The following is an 18,895-nucleotide window of genomic DNA, read 5'->3' on the forward strand; positions in this document are numbered from 1 at the left end:
TAATATGCGTAGAAATTATATAAATATGCATCGCATGGTGCTATGGGAGAGAGGCTGTGGATCAGGAAGACATTCTCGCGCAGGTCGCGCTCCGCGATCTCGTGATGCGCTATTGCCGGGGGTGCGACCGGCGCGATTTCGCACTCGTGCGATCGCTTTACCACGACGATGCGATTGATGAACATGGGACGATGTTTCGTGGCGGGCCGGATGAATTCGTCGCCTGGCTGCCCGAAGCGATGGCGCAGTGGGAACTGACCGTCCACACCATTGCGAACAGCCTGTTTGCGGTTGAGGGTGACCGTGCCGAAGGCGCGCACCATGTTCGCGCCTATCATCGCACCCTTCTGCCCGATCGGCGTGAGTTGATCGTTCATGGCCGCTACCTCGACCGCTACGAGCGCAGGGACGGTACCTGGAAGTTCACGCATCGCTCGCTGGTGTTCGATCATGGCGAGATGCGCGCGGTCGATGAAGCGGCGATGCGGGCGCTTGGCGGTGAAGCGCCGGCCGGAACATCCGGTAGAGACGATCCCTCGTGGACCTACGAGCTGCTGGCGCGGCTGGCCGTCTGATCGCAAAGCCGCGCAGCAAGCGCCTTGCCCAGATAGTCAATCAGTCCGCTGAGCGCCGGACTGGGCGGGGCCTTGGCGCGGTGGATCAGCCATAGCGGATAATCGTCGCGGGGATCGGGCTCGTCCAGCCGTTCGAGCATGGGTTCGGCGTCTGCCGCGAAACACCACAGCTTCGCGGTGCCGAATCCGGAGAGCACGGCCTGCTTCATCTGCGGCCAGGAATTGAACGTCGTTAGCCCAAGCGCCTCGGCGGCATCGCCGGAAGGGTTCGCGGTGATCCACTGGCCGGGCTGCGCGGCGTCGAGTTCATGCCCCCAGCCAAGCTGCCTTGCGCGTTTGCCGCCCCGCAGTCCGTAACGCGCCTGCGACATCGTGGCGATCTCGATGCCAGCCATCCGGCGCGGCGGCTTGCGGATGATCGCCAGGCCGAGGTCGGCACGGCGGTAAGTGATCGCATCCAGCGGATCGAGTTCGCCGAGCAGTTCGACCGAGACGCGGGGCATCACTTCCTGGAAGGCCAGCAGCTCGGCCGCGAACTCGGCAACGATGCCGCCGCTTCCGGCGATGCGGACATGCCCTTCGTGTTGGACGGAAGGAGCAATGCGGGCTTGTAAGGCCTCGACTTCCGCCTCGATTCTTGCCGCCGTCTCCAGCAGGTGGGCGCCTTGGCGCGTCGGTTCGTGGCCCAGCGGCGTCTCGTGGAACAGCGGTATGCCGACGGCTTCCTCCAACGCCTCGATCCGGCGGCCCACGGTCGTGCGATTGACCCCGAGCCGACGTCCGGCGGCGGTATAGGAACCGGCCCTGACGGCGGCCAGATAGTAGCGCAGATCATCCCATTGCATGGCCCGTGCATATTTGCACAAGCAATGTGCATAGGAAAGAGCCTTCGCATGCAGGGGGTATGCGCGGTAAACAGGCATCAATTGCGCTGCAAACGAGTAGCACTGATTCAGGAGTTGATGCACATGGCAACTACCCAGGAATACGGCCTTGGCGAGTTCGACTTCCCGCGCGGCTGGTTCATGATCGGCGAGGCGAAGGAGGCGACGAAGATTCCTGCCGCAATCCGTTATTTCGGCAAGGATCTTGTCCTTTATCGCGGCGAATCCGGACAACCTTACGTGGTCGACGCCTATTGTCCGCACATGGGTGCGCACCTTGCCAAGAACACCACCAGCTACATCGTGCGCGACGGCGAGCACGTGCAGGGGGAAGCGATCCGCTGCCCGTTCCACGGCTGGGCCTTCGGCGCCGACGGTCAGTGCAAGCACATTCCTTATTCGGACTTCATCCCCAAGGCCGCGAAGCTGCGCACTTATCCGGTCGTCGAGCGGGCTGGCATCCTGTGGATGTGGCACGATCCCGAAGCGCTTGAGCCCGACGTCGATCTGCCTGACTTCGGTGGCCACTACGGCGAGCCAGGCTGGGTCGAGTGGAAGGTCGACTACATGGGCGACCTTGAAGTCCACGGTATCGAGATCGTCGACAACATGGCCGATTTCGGCCATTTCATTCCGATCCACGGCGCCAAGGACTGGCAGTATTTCGCCAACGAGTTCAAGGGCCACATCGTCCACCAATACTACAGCGCCGGTCACCGCACGCTGACGGCGGCGGACGAGGATCAACTCGTTCTCGACACCTGGTATGAAGGCCCCGGTTTCCTCCAGTCGGAAATGGCCGGTGCGTTCGACAGCTTCATCATGATCGCGAATACGCCGATCGAGGACGGCAAGACCCGCTCGTGGCACGCACTGATGGTCAAAGTGCATGATGGTTCGCGCGAAACCACCGACGCAGACCGGACCATTGCCTTTGAATATCAGGAAGGAAGCCGCCTCGCTTTCGCGCAGGATGTGGAAATCTGGGCTAACAAGCGTGCGTGCCTCAACCCGCTAGCGATCCCGAATGACGGCCCCTATGGCAAGGTTCGCGCCTGGTACAAGCAGTTCTTCAATTCGCGCGAGAAGGCGAGGGAAATGCAGAAGCGGGTGAACGGCGTCGTCGTCACGCTCGACAAGCGGCCTGGCAACAAGGCCGCCTGACCGGCGCGAATGACGCGATGCGGCCCGCCCCTTTCGGGGTGGGCCGCATCGCGTTCAGGATGACCTGATAACAAGACTGAATTCTACGGGAGAAGAGACATGGCCACATTTCCGAAGGGGTGCGCTCTGCTGTTTGGCGGCAGTGGTGGTATCGGACGAGGCGTTGCACGCACTTTTGCCGAGAGCGGCAGCGACATCGCAGTCGTCTACCGTTCGAAGCGCGATGTGGCCGATGAAGTGGCCGATCATGCCCGCGCGCAGGGCCGCGCGGCGAGCGTCCACGCTGCCGACGTGACAGACCCTGGGCAAGTGTGCGCCGCACTCGAGGCGGCGGTTGCCGAGCATGGCCGGGTCCACACCGTCGTGTGGGGGGCCGGACCGCTCGTGAACCAGCGCTACCTTGCTGAAACGCCGCTTGCGGAATGGCGCCATGCTTTCGAAGTTGAGGTCCATGGCTTCTTCACTGCCGCCCAAGCGGCAATTCCGCACATGCGCGAGCAGGGTGGCGGCAGCTTCGTCACGCTGGGATCGGCAGGCCATGACTGGTGGCCTGCACGCGACGGCATGTCCGTTGCGGTCAAGGCATCTAACGAGCAACTGGTGAAGGGCATCGCCAAGGAAGAAGGGCGCCACAACATTCGCGCCAACTCCGTGTTGGTGGGCGTGATCGATGCCGGTCAGCTTCATGAATTGACGCGGCAAGGCCAGTTCGACGAAGCTTGGGTGAACGAGACACACAAGCTGTTGTGCCTGAAACGTTGGGGCACGGCTGAAGAGATCGGTCACGCCTGTGTCTATTTTGCATCGAACGAGGGCGCATATACGACCGGCCAGTCCATCTCGGTCTCGGGCGGTTTCGGCGTCTGACCGCACGATCGGGCGTGCGGCCGATTTGACAGGCGGATATCGCCGGGGTGAAAAAGGCGCGACTCCGCCGTCGGACGCCGCGCGTCATTCCATTGAAATGTAATCAGAAAATCGGTTTCGAGAAGCGCAGTTTGCCGTCCGGTCCTGTCTGGTGAACTGTCGCTGCCGCACGCCCCGGCAATCCCTTCACGCGACCATGCCTGCAAGAGTTCGTCCAAGCACTGTTCAGAGTCTACGCAAATACGTACATAAAGTTGCTATTGATACAATTTTGCGTAGGTGATAAACGAATCATCATGCAGTCCGGATAACCGGCGGCGGGAGAGAATGTACTGCGGAAGCCTGAATTTCGGGGAGCCTGTCCTTGCGTGACAGGGGCCGAAGCGGTTGCCTGAATAAGGGCTCTGCCGCCGCGAAAAACGGAGCGCTTTCCATCTCTTTTCCAACGACCGGCATGCCGACGAAGCAGGCGGTCTGCTGAAGTATTCAGAGAGGGAGAGTCGGAATGCATGATCTCAGCTGCGTTGGTGTCCTTAGTCGCCGGATGAGCAGCGCAATGCTTGCCGGGGTGGCATGGGGAGCCATTCTCGTACCGGGACAGGCCTGGGCACAGGATGCGCCGCAGGGTGCAAATGAAGCGGATCGCGGCATTGGCGAGATCATCGTTACCGCAAACCGCCGCGAGGAGCGCGGGCAGGACGTTCCGATCTCGATCACGGCCCTTTCTCCGCAGCGGCTCGAGCAGCAGAGCATCACCAAGGAGCAGGACCTTCAGGCCACCGTTCCCTCGCTCGTCGTCGGCCCGAATGGTCAGGGTTCGCGCGATTCCAACTCCTTCACCATTCGCGGGCAGGGCGCGACGTTCCAGGCATCGCCGGGCGTGGTCGTATACCTGAATGAAGTGCCGCTGGCTTCGGGCATCACGCTCAGCCAGCAGGGCGGTCCGGGCAACTTCGTCGACCTTGAGAACATGCAGGTCCTCGCCGGTCCGCAAGGCACCCTGTTCGGACGTAACACCACGGGCGGCGCCGTGCTGCTCGTCCCCAAGAAGCCCACCGATGAACTGGGCGGCTGGATCAAGGGCGAACTGGGCAACTACAAGCGCCGCAATGTCGAAGGCGCGGTCAACCTGCCGGTCGTCGAGGACAAGCTGTCCGTCCGCGTGGTCGGCGCCTATCACGACCGCGACGGCTACACGCGCGATGTGGTCTGGAACAAGGATCGCGACAACGAGCATTGGTATTCGGGCCGTATCGGCATTCTTGCGAAGCCGACCGACGCGATCCGCAACTACACGATGATCTTCGGTTCGAATTCGGACAACAATGGCGCTGGCCTGATTCATCGTGGTTTCAATATCGCTGGCCTGCAGGCGGTGGGCTTCTGCTCTGATCCGCCGAATCCCCTGAGCCCGATCGGCGTGCCCTGTGACGTGTATCGCGCCGCAACGGCGCAGGCTGATGCCCTAGGCACGCGTCAGACGGCTTTCTCTATCGACACCTTCTCCAAGACCAAGACCTGGGGGGCATCGAACACAACCGACATCGATCTGAGCGACGAAATTACCCTGCGCAATATCGTCAGCTACCAGAAAATGAAGGTCGGCTATCGCTACGATGGCGACGCGACTGTGCTGCAGCAGCACGACAACGATCCGGGCGTGCTGCCCGCGCCTGGCGTCGTCACTCTGCCGGGAACGACATTCCCGCTGACCTACATCAATGCGACTCTGGACCGTGAAACGCCGCGCGACAATTTCCGGACCTGGACCGAGGAACTGCAGCTTCAGGGCAACATGCTCGACGGCAAGTTGAACTGGACCATCGGCGGATTTTATTTCAACCAGAAGCCGGATGGCAGGCAGTCTACCAATTCGGTGGTGTACTGCCCCGCGCTATACACCGGGTTCTGCACGGCAAATCACTCCGAGTACGGCAACAGCACGGTTTCCAAGGCGCTCTATGGGCAGGCCACCCTTGACTTCGGCGCTGTGTCTCCATCGCTCGATGGCCTTCGCCTGACCGGCGGTTATCGTCAGACCTGGGATCACGTCTCGGGCTTCGCCACGCAGTATAACTTCGATGCCTCGCTTCCTGCCGGCATGGTTATCTGCGGCAGGGATACCTCGCTTGTCGTGCCGCTCGAAACGGCTTTGCAGGACTGCCGCTTCGATGGTTCGAAAAAGACCAGTTCGCCCTCATGGCTGGTGGGTCTGGACTACAAGGTGACGTCCGGCGTGATGATCTACGGCAAGGTCAGCCATGGTTACAAGGCGGGTGGCTTCAATACCTATGCCGTCTATTTTGGAGAAAACGGCGATCCGGATACCCGGACATTCGATCCGGAAAAGGTCACCACCTATGAGGCCGGCTTCAAGTCGGACTTCCATCTGGGCACCGTGCCTTTCCGTCTGAACGTCACTGGCTATCATACCCAATACAAGGGCATCCAGCGTGCGACGGGAGACTATAACCCGAGGACCAATGTCAGCGGTGCGCGCACGCTTAACGCGGATGCCCGGATCAACGGCGTGGAAGTCGAAGCGATGATGCGTCCGTTTCCCGGCATCGAGATCGGCGGTAACTTCAGCTATACCGACGCGAAGTACAAGAAGTACGAGTATCAGACCGCTACCGGCGCCGTCGCCTGCAACGGCGTCATCGCTCCAGGAGGCATCGCGGATTCCTCATGCCTCGATTTCCAGTATGTCTCGCCCTATATCTGGAGCTTCCATGTCGCGGCCGAACAGCCGCTGGGTGGAAACGCCGGCACCCTTTCCTTCTTCGCGAACTATTCGCACACTTCGCGTCAGTTCACCGAGGCGATCAACTTGCCCTCGCAGCAACCCGGCGCCTACCTTGAGCCGTTCGGCCTGCTTAACATGTCGCTCGACTGGAAGAATGTCTATGGCAGCGGTCTCGACGTGGGCGTCTTCGGCACCAACCTTGTCGACAAGAGCTACCGGATCTCCAATACCGACGTCTATCAGCAGGGCGCGCTGCTTTATTGGTCGACGCTCTATGGCGAGCCGCGCATGTACGGCCTGCGCCTGAAGTACACCTTCGGCGGCGGCTGATCCCCCATTTGATGCCCCGGCTCTGTACAAGGAGCCGGGGCCAGTTTCCTTTGCCGAAGTGGCCAATTTGTACATGATCAAAAGCCTCTGCGCCCTTGCCCGAAAGCCGGGGACCACACGCGGACAATTCCAGAGCTACTACGAAGAGAAACACGCTCCGCTCGCAGCCGGGCTGTTCCCGTTTTCAGGCTACGTGCGCAATCACCTGATCGATGCGCCGGACTTCGGATGGGACACGATAAGCGAATTCTGGAATGACGACATGGCGGGCACGGCCGCCCTGCTGGCAGGAACGGTCGGTGAGACCATGCGCGCCGATGAGGAACAATTCATGGACCGCACGAAGGTCGTTCCAGCGCGCGTCGAGGAAATCGTGCTGTCGCCGGGTGCCAGGGCAGATGCCCTCGGCCTGCGCTCGGCCCTGCTGGTCTCGGGAACGCGGGCCAGCGCGGATATTCATGCGCAAGTAATTGAACGAGCGCGGGAAATGGCAGAACACTCCGAGGGTGTCTCGGTGGATCTGGTCGACACCGGCACCCAGTTCCCCGCGTCCGCGGTGATCTGGCTTCCGGGTGAGCCGAGCGCGCTTCCCGATCTGTCGGGCCTTGCGGTCACGGCTCTGCTGGTTCGGCGCTGTGGAACCGCGGTGACCGAACTGCTCGGCACGAGAAGGAGCTAGGACATGCTGCCGCTTCAGGAAATTTCGGACCGCCTCGAGATTCAGGACCTGCTAGCCCGCTACAGTTTCGCGATCGACGAGCGCGACTGGGACGCACTGGACGAGGTCTTCACGCCCGACGCCGTGATAGACTATCGCGAGACCGGCGGTGCGCGCGGCACGCTGGCGCAAATCAAGGCGTGGCTGCCGCTGGCGATGGAACGCTTTCCGCTGTTCCAGCACATGGTTGCCACCACCAGGCTGGACCTCGACGGCGACCGTGCAACGAGCCGGACGATCCTGTTCAACCCGATGGTCTATCGCAAGGACGACGGCGCCGAGCAGGTGTTCTTCATTGGCCTCTGGTACCGCGACAAGCTCGTACGCACTGAAAAGGGCTGGAGGATCGCCGAGCGATACGAGGAAATGGGCTACGCGCACAACGTGCCGCAGATGCCTGCAATCCCGACAATCGATGACGTTCCGGATAGAATCTGATGGAGCAGGAAAACGCATGGACGGAATAAACACGGGCACGCGCAGGGCAATGGCGCTGCGCGGCTTCCTTTGCCAGAATGTCGTCGTTGGCGCTGCTTTCGGAGCTTTCGGCATCACCGTGCTGCCGGTGCAGGCGCATTTCGGAGTCGGGCGCGGCATGGCGACGTTCGGGCTGGCGCTCGCCGTCCTCGTCATGGGCGTGGGCGCGCCTCTGGCCGCAGGTGTCATCGGCCGTTTCGGGCTGCGCGTGGCAATCCTTGCGGGCGTGATCCTATCCGGGCTCGGCTATCTGCTTCTGGGCCTCGCACCGCTGCTGGGCGAGGCGGGCATGGGTCTGGTCCTGTTCGCCTATGCTCTGCCGATCGGTCTGGGTCTCGCTTTCGTTCCGTTCTCCTCGGCAATGCTGGCAAGCCGCTGGTTTCAGCCGAACCCGGGGCCTGCGCTCGGATTCGTGAGCATGCCGGTGCTCGTGGCGCTTCTGCCGGTCGCCGGAACGCCGGTTATCGCTGCGCTGGGATTGAGTTCCTTCTATTTCCTGCTGGCGGGACTTCATCTCCTCCTGCTGCCTCTGGCCCTCGGGATTGGCGAGCCACTGGCCGGTGTCAGTGGGCTCGGGCATGACGATACACCTGCGCTGGCGATGCGCACGATCTTCAGGCGCCCGGCCTTCTGGGTGCTTGTCTGCGGTGCGGGAACGCTGACGTCCGTTGGCATCACCGGCATGACGCACCTCGTCGCTTTCGGTGTGGAGCGCGGGCTTTCCGATCAGCATGCGGCGCTTCTTGTTACATTCACTGGCGGGGCCAGCGTGGCTGGTTCGCTGGTGGTCGGCATGCTCTGCGGATGGCTGGGCGCGGCGCGCACGCTGGCACTGATCGGCGTGCTCACCGCCCTGGGATGGAGCGCGCTGCTGGCGACGTCCGACCTTCCGGTCATGGTCTCCGTCGTCCTTCTGATCGGAGCGGGGGGCGCGGGGGTGTTCCCGGCCGTCAATGTCCTTGCGGGGCAGGTCTTCGGTCTTGCGGCCTTGCACCGGGTGATCGGCCTCTATGCCATCGCGAATCTGCCATTTACTTTCGCCCTGCCGCCGCTTTCGGGCGTCTTGCATGACGTGGCGGGCGGTTATGCGCCGGTTGCGGGAATGCTGATTGCCGCGTCATTCGCGGTCTCGATGCTGTTCTTCGCCTTTTCGCTCGCCAGCGGCCGTCCTTTGGCCGTGGCCGAGCCGGCCTGATGGCTCACCGAGGAGGATATTCATGATCCGCATCGCAATTCCAGTAGATCAGGGACACGATCCTTATGGTTTCGCCGCAAGGAACCATGCCCGTACCATCATGGCGGCCGCGGACGCCTTCTCCAAGGCGGTCTATCGCGATTCCATCCTGACTTTGCGTGAGTTCGAGGGCGCGCGTTCACGTATCGCCCAGATCAACGGGTGCATCATCTGCCAGCAATTTGGCGCTGCGCGCGATGCGAGCGCGATGTTCGCCGCGACCGGGCAGCGCGCGGACCATCTCGTGATCGACAATGGACCGGCGCCGGATGAGGCATTCTACGCAGAGGTCGAGAGCTGGCGCGAGGCGAAGGTGTTCTCCGACCGCGAGCGCCTTGCGATCGAGTTCGCCGAACGTTTCGCCCAAGAGCCGAAGGTCCTCGCCCAAGACGAGGAGTTTTGGCCGCGCGCACATGCGCTGTTCAGCGATGCCGAAATCGTCGACCTCTCGCACTGCGTTGCCGCCTGGGTCGGGCTTGGCAGGATTGCCCATGTGCTGGGCTTCGACAGCGTCTGCATGCCTTTCGCATCGGCCGATTGAGGACAGGTTTCAAGGGAAGGTTTGATTGATGGAAGGCAGGCTGAATGGGCGCGTCGCTCTCGTCACGGGCGCGGCTGACGGTATCGGTCACGGCACGGCGCGGCGCATGGCGACCGAAGGTGCCTCGGTGTTGGTCGTGGATTTCGATGCCGAGCGGGGCAGGCATGTCGCTGCGGAACTGCGCGAGATGGGTGCCGGTGCGGAATTCATCGCTTGCGACGTGACCGACAGGGCGCAAGTCTTCGCCGCCGTCGAGCGATGCGTGGAGCGTTTCGGCAAGATCGATATTCTCGTCAACAATGCCTATCGCGGGCAAGGGCAGGCGCGGATCGAGGCCAAGACCGATGCCATTTTCGCCAGTGCCATGGACATGTGCCTCTATGCCGCGAAATGGTCGATGGAGGCAGCCTTCCCAATCATGCGCAAGCAGGGCTGGGGGCGGATCATCAATGTCGCCTCGCTCAATGGCGTCAACGCCCACATGGGTACGGCGGAATACAACGCGGGCAAGGAGGCCCTGCGCGCCTATTCGCGCACGGCAGCGCGGGAGTGGGCTGCCCACGGGATCTGCGTGAACATCGTCTGCCCGGCAGCAAAGTCGGCATCCTATCGACGCTTCGAGGAAATGCAGCCGCAAGTCGCCGCCGCGACTGCCGCCGCCAATCCGATGGGTCGCATGGGCGATCCGGAGGCCGACGTCGGGGGTGTCATGGTATTCCTTGCCAGCGAGGATGCGCGCTACCTGACCGGCAATACGCTGTTTGTGGATGGCGGAGGCCACATCAACGGCGTGCCCTGGGTGCCGGACCTCGGCCCGGAGGACTAAGGCAGCATCAGCCCAGGTCGCCCGATCCTGCCGACAGGATCGCGGGATCGCCGGCGTGCGTCTGCCAGTTCGCGTCGCGTCTTACGATGCGCCAGCCTTCCGGACGTCGCTCCCAGCAGTCGACATATTCGCCGTTCGAATCGAATACCGCACCAGCCGCATCGCCAGCACGCTGGTGGCGGGCCTGCACGTAGGAGCGGCTGACGGCGCGATCACCGGCAAGGTCTACCGTCACGCTGCCGATCAGGTGCTGGGTGGGGCCGCAATTGTCGAGAAAGCGGGTCATGTTGTCGCGAAGTGCGGCGAGCCCCTTGCGCTCTTCGCCGGTGCCGTAATCGAACGCGACGTCCTGCGCGAAGACATCGCCGAGCGCGTTCCAGTCCTTGCTGTCGAGTACGCGGGCAAAGCGGGCCAGGCCGCGCATGATCGCCCGCTCGTCGATGAGGGCGCGCAGCGCCGGATCGGCAGCCGCTGAAGGCAGCGGCGAGGCGCGTTCGTCGACGAGGTACATGCGGGTGCAGTCCCGGTCGAACAGGTTTTCCTCATCCTCGGCGATCTTTCGGGCGATGTCGGGTTCAGCCGAGCGGGCCAGGAACCGGTCGCAGGCGGTGCGGTCGGCGAGGACGATTTCGGTCATGACGTCGAAATCCGGCGGCGCGGCGCCGGGAGAAGCGAAGGCGCTTTCGCCTCGCAGGTAGTTTCGGCGGTAGTCCTGTATGCCGGGCAGCAGGGAGAGGATCAGCGGGGCATGGCGGGTTTCGTAGTATGCGACGAAAGCCTCATGCGACATTCCTTCGCGGCGCTTGAGCAACGCGACGTACTTGATCGTCAATGTCCTTCTCCCTCTTTTGCCGGGCGGATCAATTGTCCTGAAAGCTGCACACGACCCTGATCGCCTCGCCTGACTTCATCAGCGCGAAGCCTTCGTTCACTTTTTCCATTGGCAGGCGATGAGTTACGAGGTCATCGAGGTTGAGCTGCCCATCCGCATAGTGATCGAGCAAGTGCGGCAGCTCGCTGCGGCCCTTTACGTTGCCCATGAAGGAGCCCTTGACGGTGCGGCCCAGTTGCAGGGTAAAGGGCGTGACTCTCATCACTTCGCCGTCGGGCGGCACGCCCAGCACGGTACAGCAGCCCCAGCCGACGCGGGTGCAGTCGAACGCCTGTTCCATGAGGCCGGCATGGCCGACGCATTCGAAGGCATGGTCGACCCCGCCATCGGTAAGGGCGCGGATCGCGGTGACGGGTTCGGTTTCCCTGGAATTGATGAAGTCGGTCATGCCGAAACGCTGCCCCTGCGCCTCGCGCTCGGGATTGATGTCGACGCCGATGATGCGCGAGGCCCCTGCCAGCCGCGCGCCCTGCACGACATTCAGGCCAATGCCGCCAAGACCGAAGACGGCGACGCTGTCGCCCTTGGCAACGTGCGCCGTGTGGATCGCCGCGCCGACGCCGGTCGCGACCGAACAGCCGATCGTGCAGGCGAGGTGAAAAGGCACATCCTTGCGGATTTTCGCGACGTTGCGCTCCTTCATCACCACGAACTGCGCCAGCGAGCCGACGCCCGAATAGGCCCAGACCGGCTTGCCGTTCAGCGAGAAGCGGGTCTCCTGCGTGGCGATCTCGGCAAGGAACAACTCGCATAAGTTGGTCTTCCCGGAGAGACAGTTGCGACACCTTCCGCATTCCCCCAGGGCAACGGCAATGGCGTGATCGCCCACCGCGACGCTGGTAACGGCCGAGCCGACCACGCGCACGATGCCTGCCCCTTCGTGGCCGACGACCACGGGGAAGGGATAAGGCGCGGCCTTGCCCTCGAGTTGGCTCAGGTCGCTGTGACACAGACCGTTCGCCATGATCTCGATCAGCACTTCGTCCTCGCCGGGCGGGGCGAGATCCAGTTCCTCGCGCACGAGCGGCTGGTTCGGAGAGTGGCAGACCATGGCTGCGACCTTCATCGGGCTTGCTCCTCGGGAAGCTTGGCTGGTGAGGGCGCCGCGATGCCGCGGATCATGTCGGCTGCCTTCTCGGCGATCATGGCGACCGGGATTGCGGTATTGCCGCCGGGCAGGTGCGGCATCACCGAGCCATCGACGACGCGCAGGCGATCGATGCCGTGGACTTTGAGGTCAGGGCCGACGACCGCACGCGGATCGCTGCCCATGCGGGCGGTGCCGACGGAATGGTAGTCCGCCTCGGCGCTGGCGCGGATATAGGCGTCGATCTCCTCGTCGCTCTGGACCTGCCGGCCGGGGGCGAGTTCCTCGCCCCGCATGGGATCGAAGGCACTCTGGGCGAATATCCGGCGCGCGATCTTCACGCCTTCGCGCATGACGCGCCGGTCGTTTTCGCTGCCGAGGTAGTTCTGGTCGATAACCGGGGCGGCGTTCGCATCGGCGCTGGCCAGCGTGACGGAGCCGCGCGCCTCGGGCCGGGCGACGTTGATATGGGCGTAGAAGCCGTGACTGGGCATGAGCGTGCGACCGTTATTGCTCGTCAGCGCCGTGACCAGCAGCATCTTGATGTCGGGTTCGTCGAGCGCCGGGTCGGATCTCACGAAAGCGGCGACGGACATGCCGGTCGAGGCAAGGGGGCCGCTGCGCAGCAGGAGGTAGCGTCCCATCGCCAGCGAGCCGTAGACCGGATTGAGGTAGCGCAGCATCGACCACGGCTTCGTCGAGCGGTGCTTCACATGGGCGGCGAGGTGGTCCTGAAGGTCCTGTCCAACGCCGGGCATGTCACGCACGACGGGGAGGCCATGCGTAGCCAGATGCCCTGCAGGACCGATGCCCGACAGCATCAGGAGATGCGGTGAATTGATCGCGCCTGCCGAAAGGATCACTTCGGCGCGGGCGGCAATCGTGCTGTCCTGTCCGTTCCTGCGCACCATGATGCCGGTCGCGCAGCCATTCTCGATCAGGACCTTGCGGGTCTGCGTCTTGGTCAGGACGGTGAGGTTCGCACGCTTCATCGCGGGGCGCAGGTAGGCGCTGGAGGCGCTGCATCGCCGGCCCTTGTGGACCGTCAGGTCGACCGCGCCGAAGCCGTCGCGCCTCGCGCCGTTGAGGTCGGGATTGCGATGGTAGCCGGCCTCTGCGCCCGCTGCGAGGAAGGCCCTGGCGAACGGGTGGTCCTGATCGCCGCGCGTGACGTGGATGGGACCATCCTGCCCGTGCCACGCGTCGTTGGCAGGATGGAACGTCTCCAACCTGCGGAAATAGGGCAGCACTTCGGCGAAGGCCCAGCCGGAATTGCCTGCCTGCGCCCAGCGATCGTAGTCCGAATGCATTCCCCGGTCGTAGGCCATGCCGTTGATCGACGAGCCGCCGCCCAGCACTTTGCCGCGCGGCAGGTAGAGCAATCGCCCGTCGAGATGCGCTTGCGGCGCGGACATGTATTTCCAAGCATGGCTGCCCGACATCATGATCGGCAGCAGCCCGCCCGGCGCAGCGATCAGGGGGCTGCCATCGCGTCCGCCCGCTTCGACGAGAAGGACTGTTACCCGCGGGTCTTCCGACAGGCGCGCCGCCAGCACGCAGCCCGCAACGCCTCCACCGACGATGACGTAATCGAACTGTGTTGCATTCGCGCTCATTGTCCCGACTCTGAAATTGCCCGGGCGGCGCGGCGGCCCGAATAGATGCAGTCGGCGTAGGAGAGGCCGCTGACGTAGAGGTTGGAGCAGATGCCCACTGCGTTGCGCCCCGCCGCGTAGAGGCCGGGCACGACGTCCTCACCCTCACGCCTCCGGACCGCGCCGCTCTTCTCGTCGACGGAGAGGCCGCCCACGGTCATGCAGGCAATGGGGAACATGCGCGCGTCGACGGAGGCGTCGATGGCATAGTAGGGCCCCCTATCGAGTACGGCCATTTCGTCAGGTGACTTGTGGAAACGGTCGGGCTCCTCGCCGCGTGCGGCGCGGTTGTAGGCCGCTATGTTGGCCGCCAGTAAGGCTGGATCGCAGCCCAGCTTCGCGGCAAGCGCCGCTGGCGTGGGGCCCTTTTCCGCGGCGAAGAAGGCATTGACGAGCGTGATGTCGCGCTGGAAGCCCAGCACGCCTTCGCCGAAGGCATCGCGCAGCGACTGGCGGAACAGCTTGCGGTCCATGATGATGTAGCCGCGCCCGCCGTTGCGTTCGACCATCTCATCGCCGATGCGCGCGCCGTACCATGTCTCGTTGCAATATCGCTCGCCCCTCCCGTTGACGAGCAGGGCCTGTCCCCATGCGCGCGGCGGGGACAGGAAGCGCCACGCGGAGACGCGCTCCATCAGCGCGGTCTTCCCGCCGGCCGAGACGCCCAGCATGATACCGCTGCCATTGTCTCCCAGGGTGCCGTTGGGCAGACCGGCCGAATAGTCGGGCGCGAAATGGCGGACCATGTCCGGGTTGCAGATGAAGCCGCCCGCGCTCAGCACGACGCCGCGGCGGGCGCGGACCCACGCACTGGTGCGGCCTGCGACTGCAAGCGCCTTGGCCTTGGCGAGGTGGCGGTAGCCGATGGCGAAAGTCAGCCGTGCGCCGGGAAACGTGGGCGAAAGCATCGCTATCCACTTGTTCGCCGCGGCGATGTGCCGCGAATAGCGTTTGCGAATGGCGGGGTCGATGAAACGCTCGACCCGCACGCCGATCACCCGTCCGCTGCTGTCGAGGGCAAGCTGGCGGGCTTCGGTCTGGGTGTGGAGTACGAGACCGCGGTTCAGCGCTGCCTGCCTGAGCGGTTCCCAGATGCCCGCGCCGAGTCCCCAGGGTTTGCCGCCATTGCGCCGCACGGTCCGGTGACCGCGCGCGGCGGGCGGGGTCAGGTCGCGGAACGGTCCGGCAAGGCTGCTGTCGGGGTGGTAAAGGAACTTGTCGAGCGGCGGGTACGAGGTCTTTTTCGGCCAATAGCTTGCCTCGAACGGTGCGCCGTGGCGCTGCAACCATTCGACGGTGCCGGCGCTCTGCTCGCAGAAGTCGCGCAGGGTCTCGGGCGAGACGACATCGCCCACTTCGTAGCGCAGGTAGTCTTCCATGCGCTGCGCATCGTCGGAAATGCCTGCCTCGCGCTGGATCGGCGTGCCGCCTCCCGCATAGAAGACGCCGCCGTTCGCCGCCGACGATCCGCCGCCGTCATATTGGTCGAGTGCAATGACCGAGAGCCCGCGCTCCAACCCTTCCAGCGCCGCTGCCACGCCTGCGCCGCCAAGGCCGACGACGATCATGTCCGCCGCTTCATCCCAGTCGTGCGTTTCGGGATCTTCGAGCGTCAGCGGCGCGTCGATCGACAGCCCCCAGTCGCGGATATCGCGCCCGGCCTCAGGGACGGACGCTTCCGGCCGCAGACCCCACGGGCTGGGGGGCATGAAATCCGCCGGCACGTTCATTGCGCGCGGACCTTGACCTTGGGCGCGCCCTTGCCGCGCCGCATCGTCTCGATGAACTTGTCGAGCGGGGCTGGCTCGGCCACCGGGCCGCCATGATCGCCCGAGCGCGCCCAGAACTCCTCATAGCTGGGGAACAGCTTGTGAAAGTTGCCCTCGGCCCATTCGGTATCGGGCCAGCGCATCTTGCTGTCGCCGATGGGCGGCCTGTTGAGGTCGGTGGCGTACCAGTAGAGCGGCAGGCGTCGCGCGAAGTACCAGCGGTCATCCTGACGCACGTAGTCGTCGACGTACATCATCTGCATGATGACCCATTCGTCGCCGGTCTCGTGCTCGTTCTTGGAATAGACGATGCCGTGGGCGTGGTCGGCGTCATCGAACTCGATGATGTGCCCGCCGATGTGATGCGACGTTCCGGTGAAGGGCGAGCGTAGCGTTCCGTCCATGTATTCGCGCAGGGCAAGACGGCCGCTCGTCTCGCGCCCGACCCGTACATCGGTGGGGAACAGCGAGACCATCGCGTCCATGTCGCGCATGTCGAGTGCGAGGGCATACTTGGCGGGAAGCTGGCGAATCGCGTCCAGAGATTCGAGCCGGTCGAGTCGTGCTTCGATGGTGCGTGCGGTCACGCGATTATCCTCTCGTTCAAAATCGCATTTTGCGTAGCATAATGCTGACATATTCTCCGTGTTAGACAATCAGCTTGCCCATTCTGTCAAGAAAACATAATTAGGCTGGCATGAATGTTACGCGATGGCCGAAGTGGCCGTTGCCTGGAGGAGGATGTAATGAGGAAGTTTCTTGGCACCACTGCGCTGTTGACGGGCGTGCTTGCCGCCGCCGTTCCAGCCTTTGCGCAGGATGTCGCCGCCCAGCAGGGAGGCGCCGATGAAGATTATGGAATCGGCGCCATCGTCGTTACCGCCCAGAAGCGGTCCGAGAATATCCAGGATGTGCCTATCGCGATTTCGGCGGTTAGCGAGCAGTATCTTGAAAGCCGCGGCGTCGATTCGATCGACAAGCTGGGCACCATCGCCCCCAACGTGAAGATCGAGCGCGCGCCGTCGTCGAAGACCATCTCGCAGATTTCGATCCGCGGCTCGGTCACGATCAACCCGGCGATCACCTGGGAACCTGCGGTCGGCCTCTATCTTGACGGCGTCTACATCGCCAAGGCGCAAGGCTCGATCTTCGACATCGCCGACCTCGAGCGCGTCGAAGTCCTGCGTGGCCCGCAGGGAACGCTCTACGGTCGCAACGCGCTGGCCGGCGCGGTCAACCTCGTCACCAAGAAGCCCAGCGGCATAGCCGGTGGCTCTGCCGATGTGACCTACGGCAGCTTCGACGAGTGGAAGTTCCGCGGAGTGCTCGACCTGCCGCGCACGGGCATCTTCTCGGCGAAGATTTCGGGTCAGTACCGCAAGCGCAACGGCGTGATCGACCTCGTCGCCGATCCCTTCGATACCCCCGGCTCCTCGTTGCCCAAACGCAGCAAGACCGACTCGATCAAGTCGGGCAGCTTCATGGTGCAGGTCCGCGCCGAGATTTCGGACGACATTACCGCCGATTACACATTCGACTATTCGAAGAACAAGCAGACCCCGCCGTTCTCGCAGCTCCTGCGCGTCAACCGTAATGGCGATCCGCGCGACATCTTCGACCCGAATTCGGCAGGCTACGCTTTCGGCGGCGCGTTTTTCCCGCTCAACCTCTATACCAACCCGGATCGCGTCAGCACGGCCTCGATCGACGGCGACGTCTATGAGGATTCGCGCAGCTACGGCCACGCGCTGACGGTGACGGCGAACCTTGGAGCGGCCGAACTGAAGTCGATCACCGCCTACCGCGATCTTGCGTGGAAGGACGGGCTTGACCTCGACGGCTCGCCGTTGCCGGTGGCCTTCACCCAGCGCCTGACCGACTACCACGCCTTCAGCCAGGAGCTTCAGGTGACCGGCGAGGCTATGTCGGACAAGCTGAAGTACGTCGTCGGCGCGTTCTACTTCTCGGAGAAGGCCGAGACGCAGAATCCGCAGTCCTATTTTGGCGGCGCGACCGACCTGACCTCGGACTATGGCTCGCACACCAAGGCGTTCGCGCTCTATGCGCAGCTCGACTACAAGCTGACCCATGCCCTCAAGCTGACGCTGGGTGCCCGCTACACGCACGAGAAGAAGGACATCGCGCGCTTCTTCCGCATCAATTACGATGCGTCGCAGGGCATCACGGCACCGACCGTCATCGCCGACCTGCCTTACGGCACGTTCCCGGATGCGAAGTACAACAACTTCTCGCCCGCAGCGACGCTCAGTTATGAAGTGAACCCGGACGTGAACGTCTACGCCCGCTTCGCGCGCGGCTTCAAGTCGGGCGGCTTCAATGGCGAGACCAACGTGTTCTTCGATCCGGCGGCTCCAGCCGGGTGCCCGGCCGGCGCGACCGAACTGTGCCAGCCCTATCGCCCCGAAAAGGTCGACAGCTACGAACTTGGCGTCAAGACCAAGCTGATCGGCAACGATCTGGTCTTCAACGTCGCGGCCTTCCGGGACGAGCACAAGGACATGCAGCTTGCGGTCTTCACCGCCGGTCTTGGCGCGGCTTCTGTCGTGCGTAATGCCGGTGCCGCGCGCATCCAGGGCCTTGAGTTCGAACTCGTGGCCCGTCCGGTCGCTGGCGTGACGATCAACGGATCGCTCGCTTTCCTCGACCCCAAGTACAAGACCTTCATCGACGGCGGCGTAAATGTGGCCGACAACCGCGCTTTCCCGCATGCCCCGAAGACGACGGCGGCAGCCGGGATCGACTGGCGCGTGGTGGAAGGCGATTGGGGCAAGCTGAACCTCTACGGGGACGTCAGCTACGTCTCGAAATACTACACCTTCCCCTATCCGCTCGACAGCGCGACGGATTCCGACCTGAACGCGCACAACACGCGCTCGCCGGGCCGCACTATCGTGAACCTGCGCGCCACGGTTTCGGAGATCAGGCTGGGCGGCGTCGAGGCATCGCTTTCGGGCTTCGTGCGCAACCTAACCAAGGAAGACAGCCCCAGCAATTTCATCGACTTCGGTGCCGGCTTCGGCGGTATGACTTTGGGCTACTTCCCCGAACCGCGTACTTACGGGGTGACCGCAGGCGTAAAGTTCTGAGGTAAGACAAGAAAGAGGAGAGG

General features: G+C 63.5%; 16 protein-coding genes. 10 read left to right on the forward strand and 6 right to left on the reverse strand.

What is annotated here, in order from left to right; all coding sequences use genetic code 11:
- Positions 1-56 precede the first annotated feature (56 nt).
- On the forward strand, positions 57-575 hold the full coding sequence (locus J3474_RS08505; protein WP_207093797.1) for a nuclear transport factor 2 family protein: 519 nt from the start codon (positions 57-59) through the stop codon (positions 573-575).
- Here J3474_RS08505 and J3474_RS08510 read toward each other — a convergent pair.
- The gene (locus J3474_RS08510) at positions 545-1,420 is read right to left on the reverse strand and encodes a LysR family transcriptional regulator (RefSeq protein WP_242528278.1); all 876 of its coding nucleotides are present in this window, start codon (positions 1,418-1,420) and stop codon (positions 545-547) included. The genes J3474_RS08505 and J3474_RS08510 overlap by 31 nt on opposite strands.
- Before the next feature lie 123 nt (positions 1,421-1,543).
- On the opposite strand from J3474_RS08510, the gene J3474_RS08515 reads away from it, so the two are divergent.
- From J3474_RS08515 to J3474_RS08550, 8 genes are all read left to right on the forward strand, one after another.
- Positions 1,544-2,623 (forward strand): Rieske 2Fe-2S domain-containing protein, encoded by a 1,080-nt coding sequence (locus J3474_RS08515; RefSeq protein ID WP_207093801.1) that lies wholly within the window; start codon positions 1,544-1,546, stop codon positions 2,621-2,623.
- Between the two features lie 99 nt (positions 2,624-2,722).
- Positions 2,723-3,490: an SDR family NAD(P)-dependent oxidoreductase gene (locus J3474_RS08520; protein WP_013836537.1), complete on the forward strand. Its 768-nt coding sequence runs from the start codon at positions 2,723-2,725 to the stop codon at positions 3,488-3,490.
- A gap of 544 nt (positions 3,491-4,034) precedes the next feature.
- On the forward strand, positions 4,035-6,566 hold the full coding sequence (locus J3474_RS08525) for a TonB-dependent receptor (RefSeq protein ID WP_051009926.1): 2,532 nt from the start codon (positions 4,035-4,037) through the stop codon (positions 6,564-6,566).
- Between the two features lie 73 nt (positions 6,567-6,639).
- Positions 6,640-7,245 (forward strand): EthD domain-containing protein, encoded by a 606-nt coding sequence (locus J3474_RS08530; protein WP_207093802.1) that lies wholly within the window; start codon positions 6,640-6,642, stop codon positions 7,243-7,245.
- Positions 7,246-7,248: 3 nt separating this feature from the next.
- Positions 7,249-7,722: a nuclear transport factor 2 family protein gene (locus J3474_RS08535; protein ID WP_207093803.1), complete on the forward strand. Its 474-nt coding sequence runs from the start codon at positions 7,249-7,251 to the stop codon at positions 7,720-7,722.
- A 16-nt stretch (positions 7,723-7,738) separates the two neighbouring features.
- Complete coding sequence (locus J3474_RS08540; protein WP_207093804.1) at positions 7,739-8,956, forward strand: MFS transporter; 1,218 nt, start codon at positions 7,739-7,741, stop codon at positions 8,954-8,956.
- A gap of 22 nt (positions 8,957-8,978) precedes the next feature.
- Positions 8,979-9,536: a carboxymuconolactone decarboxylase family protein gene (locus J3474_RS08545; RefSeq protein ID WP_207093805.1), complete on the forward strand. Its 558-nt coding sequence runs from the start codon at positions 8,979-8,981 to the stop codon at positions 9,534-9,536.
- Between the two features lie 28 nt (positions 9,537-9,564).
- On the forward strand, positions 9,565-10,362 hold the full coding sequence (locus J3474_RS08550; protein ID WP_207093806.1) for an SDR family NAD(P)-dependent oxidoreductase: 798 nt from the start codon (positions 9,565-9,567) through the stop codon (positions 10,360-10,362).
- Between the two features lie 7 nt (positions 10,363-10,369).
- Here the strand turns inward: J3474_RS08550 and J3474_RS08555 are convergent, their stop codons facing one another.
- The 5 genes from J3474_RS08555 to J3474_RS08575 are packed head-to-tail and all read right to left on the reverse strand — an operon-like array spanning position 10,370 to position 16,352.
- Positions 10,370-11,194 (reverse strand): nuclear transport factor 2 family protein, encoded by an 825-nt coding sequence (locus J3474_RS08555; RefSeq protein ID WP_242528279.1) that lies wholly within the window; start codon positions 11,192-11,194, stop codon positions 10,370-10,372.
- 28 nt (positions 11,195-11,222) lie between these two features.
- Complete coding sequence (locus J3474_RS08560; protein WP_207093807.1) at positions 11,223-12,320, reverse strand: zinc-binding dehydrogenase; 1,098 nt, start codon at positions 12,318-12,320, stop codon at positions 11,223-11,225.
- Entirely contained in the window at positions 12,317-13,957 is a 1,641-nt protein-coding gene (locus J3474_RS08565; RefSeq protein ID WP_207093808.1) for a choline dehydrogenase, read from the reverse strand. Before J3474_RS08565 ends, J3474_RS08560 begins: the two co-directional genes overlap by 4 nt.
- Positions 13,954-15,726 (reverse strand): FAD-binding protein, encoded by a 1,773-nt coding sequence (locus tag J3474_RS08570; protein WP_242528280.1) that lies wholly within the window; start codon positions 15,724-15,726, stop codon positions 13,954-13,956. Before J3474_RS08570 ends, J3474_RS08565 begins: the two co-directional genes overlap by 4 nt.
- Positions 15,723-16,352, reverse strand: a complete 630-nt coding sequence (locus tag J3474_RS08575) for a nuclear transport factor 2 family protein (protein ID WP_041558244.1) — start codon at positions 16,350-16,352, stop codon at positions 15,723-15,725. Before J3474_RS08575 ends, J3474_RS08570 begins: the two co-directional genes overlap by 4 nt.
- A gap of 159 nt (positions 16,353-16,511) precedes the next feature.
- Between J3474_RS08575 and J3474_RS08580 the strand changes: the two genes are divergently transcribed.
- Positions 16,512-18,872 carry a TonB-dependent receptor gene (locus J3474_RS08580; protein ID WP_207093809.1) on the forward strand — a complete coding sequence of 787 codons (2,361 nt, stop codon included), beginning with the start codon at positions 16,512-16,514 and terminating at the stop codon, positions 18,870-18,872.
- Positions 18,873-18,895 lie beyond the last annotated feature (23 nt).

This window comes from Novosphingobium sp. PY1 (assembly GCF_017312445.1).
Classification (GTDB): domain Bacteria; phylum Pseudomonadota; class Alphaproteobacteria; order Sphingomonadales; family Sphingomonadaceae; genus Novosphingobium.

Bases quoted from the DNA above. Each gene is read 5' to 3' on its own strand.
- J3474_RS08510 (WP_242528278.1), bottom strand. From the start codon at position 1,420: ATGCAATGGGATGATCTGCGCTACTATCTGGCCGCCGTCAGGGCCGGT.
- J3474_RS08515 (WP_207093801.1), top strand. From the start codon at position 1,544: ATGGCAACTACCCAGGAATACGGCCTTGGCGAGTTCGACTTCCCGCGC.
- J3474_RS08520 (WP_013836537.1), top strand. From the start codon at position 2,723: ATGGCCACATTTCCGAAGGGGTGCGCTCTGCTGTTTGGCGGCAGTGGT.
- J3474_RS08525 (WP_051009926.1), top strand. From the start codon at position 4,035: ATGAGCAGCGCAATGCTTGCCGGGGTGGCATGGGGAGCCATTCTCGTA.
- J3474_RS08530 (WP_207093802.1), top strand. From the start codon at position 6,640: ATGATCAAAAGCCTCTGCGCCCTTGCCCGAAAGCCGGGGACCACACGC.
- J3474_RS08535 (WP_207093803.1), top strand. From the start codon at position 7,249: ATGCTGCCGCTTCAGGAAATTTCGGACCGCCTCGAGATTCAGGACCTG.
- J3474_RS08540 (WP_207093804.1), top strand. From the start codon at position 7,739: ATGGACGGAATAAACACGGGCACGCGCAGGGCAATGGCGCTGCGCGGC.
- J3474_RS08545 (WP_207093805.1), top strand. From the start codon at position 8,979: ATGATCCGCATCGCAATTCCAGTAGATCAGGGACACGATCCTTATGGT.
- J3474_RS08550 (WP_207093806.1), top strand. From the start codon at position 9,565: ATGGAAGGCAGGCTGAATGGGCGCGTCGCTCTCGTCACGGGCGCGGCT.
- J3474_RS08560 (WP_207093807.1), bottom strand. From the start codon at position 12,320: ATGAAGGTCGCAGCCATGGTCTGCCACTCTCCGAACCAGCCGCTCGTG.
- J3474_RS08565 (WP_207093808.1), bottom strand. From the start codon at position 13,957: ATGAGCGCGAATGCAACACAGTTCGATTACGTCATCGTCGGTGGAGGC.
- J3474_RS08570 (WP_242528280.1), bottom strand. From the start codon at position 15,726: ATGAACGTGCCGGCGGATTTCATGCCCCCCAGCCCGTGGGGTCTGCGG.
- J3474_RS08580 (WP_207093809.1), top strand. From the start codon at position 16,512: ATGAGGAAGTTTCTTGGCACCACTGCGCTGTTGACGGGCGTGCTTGCC.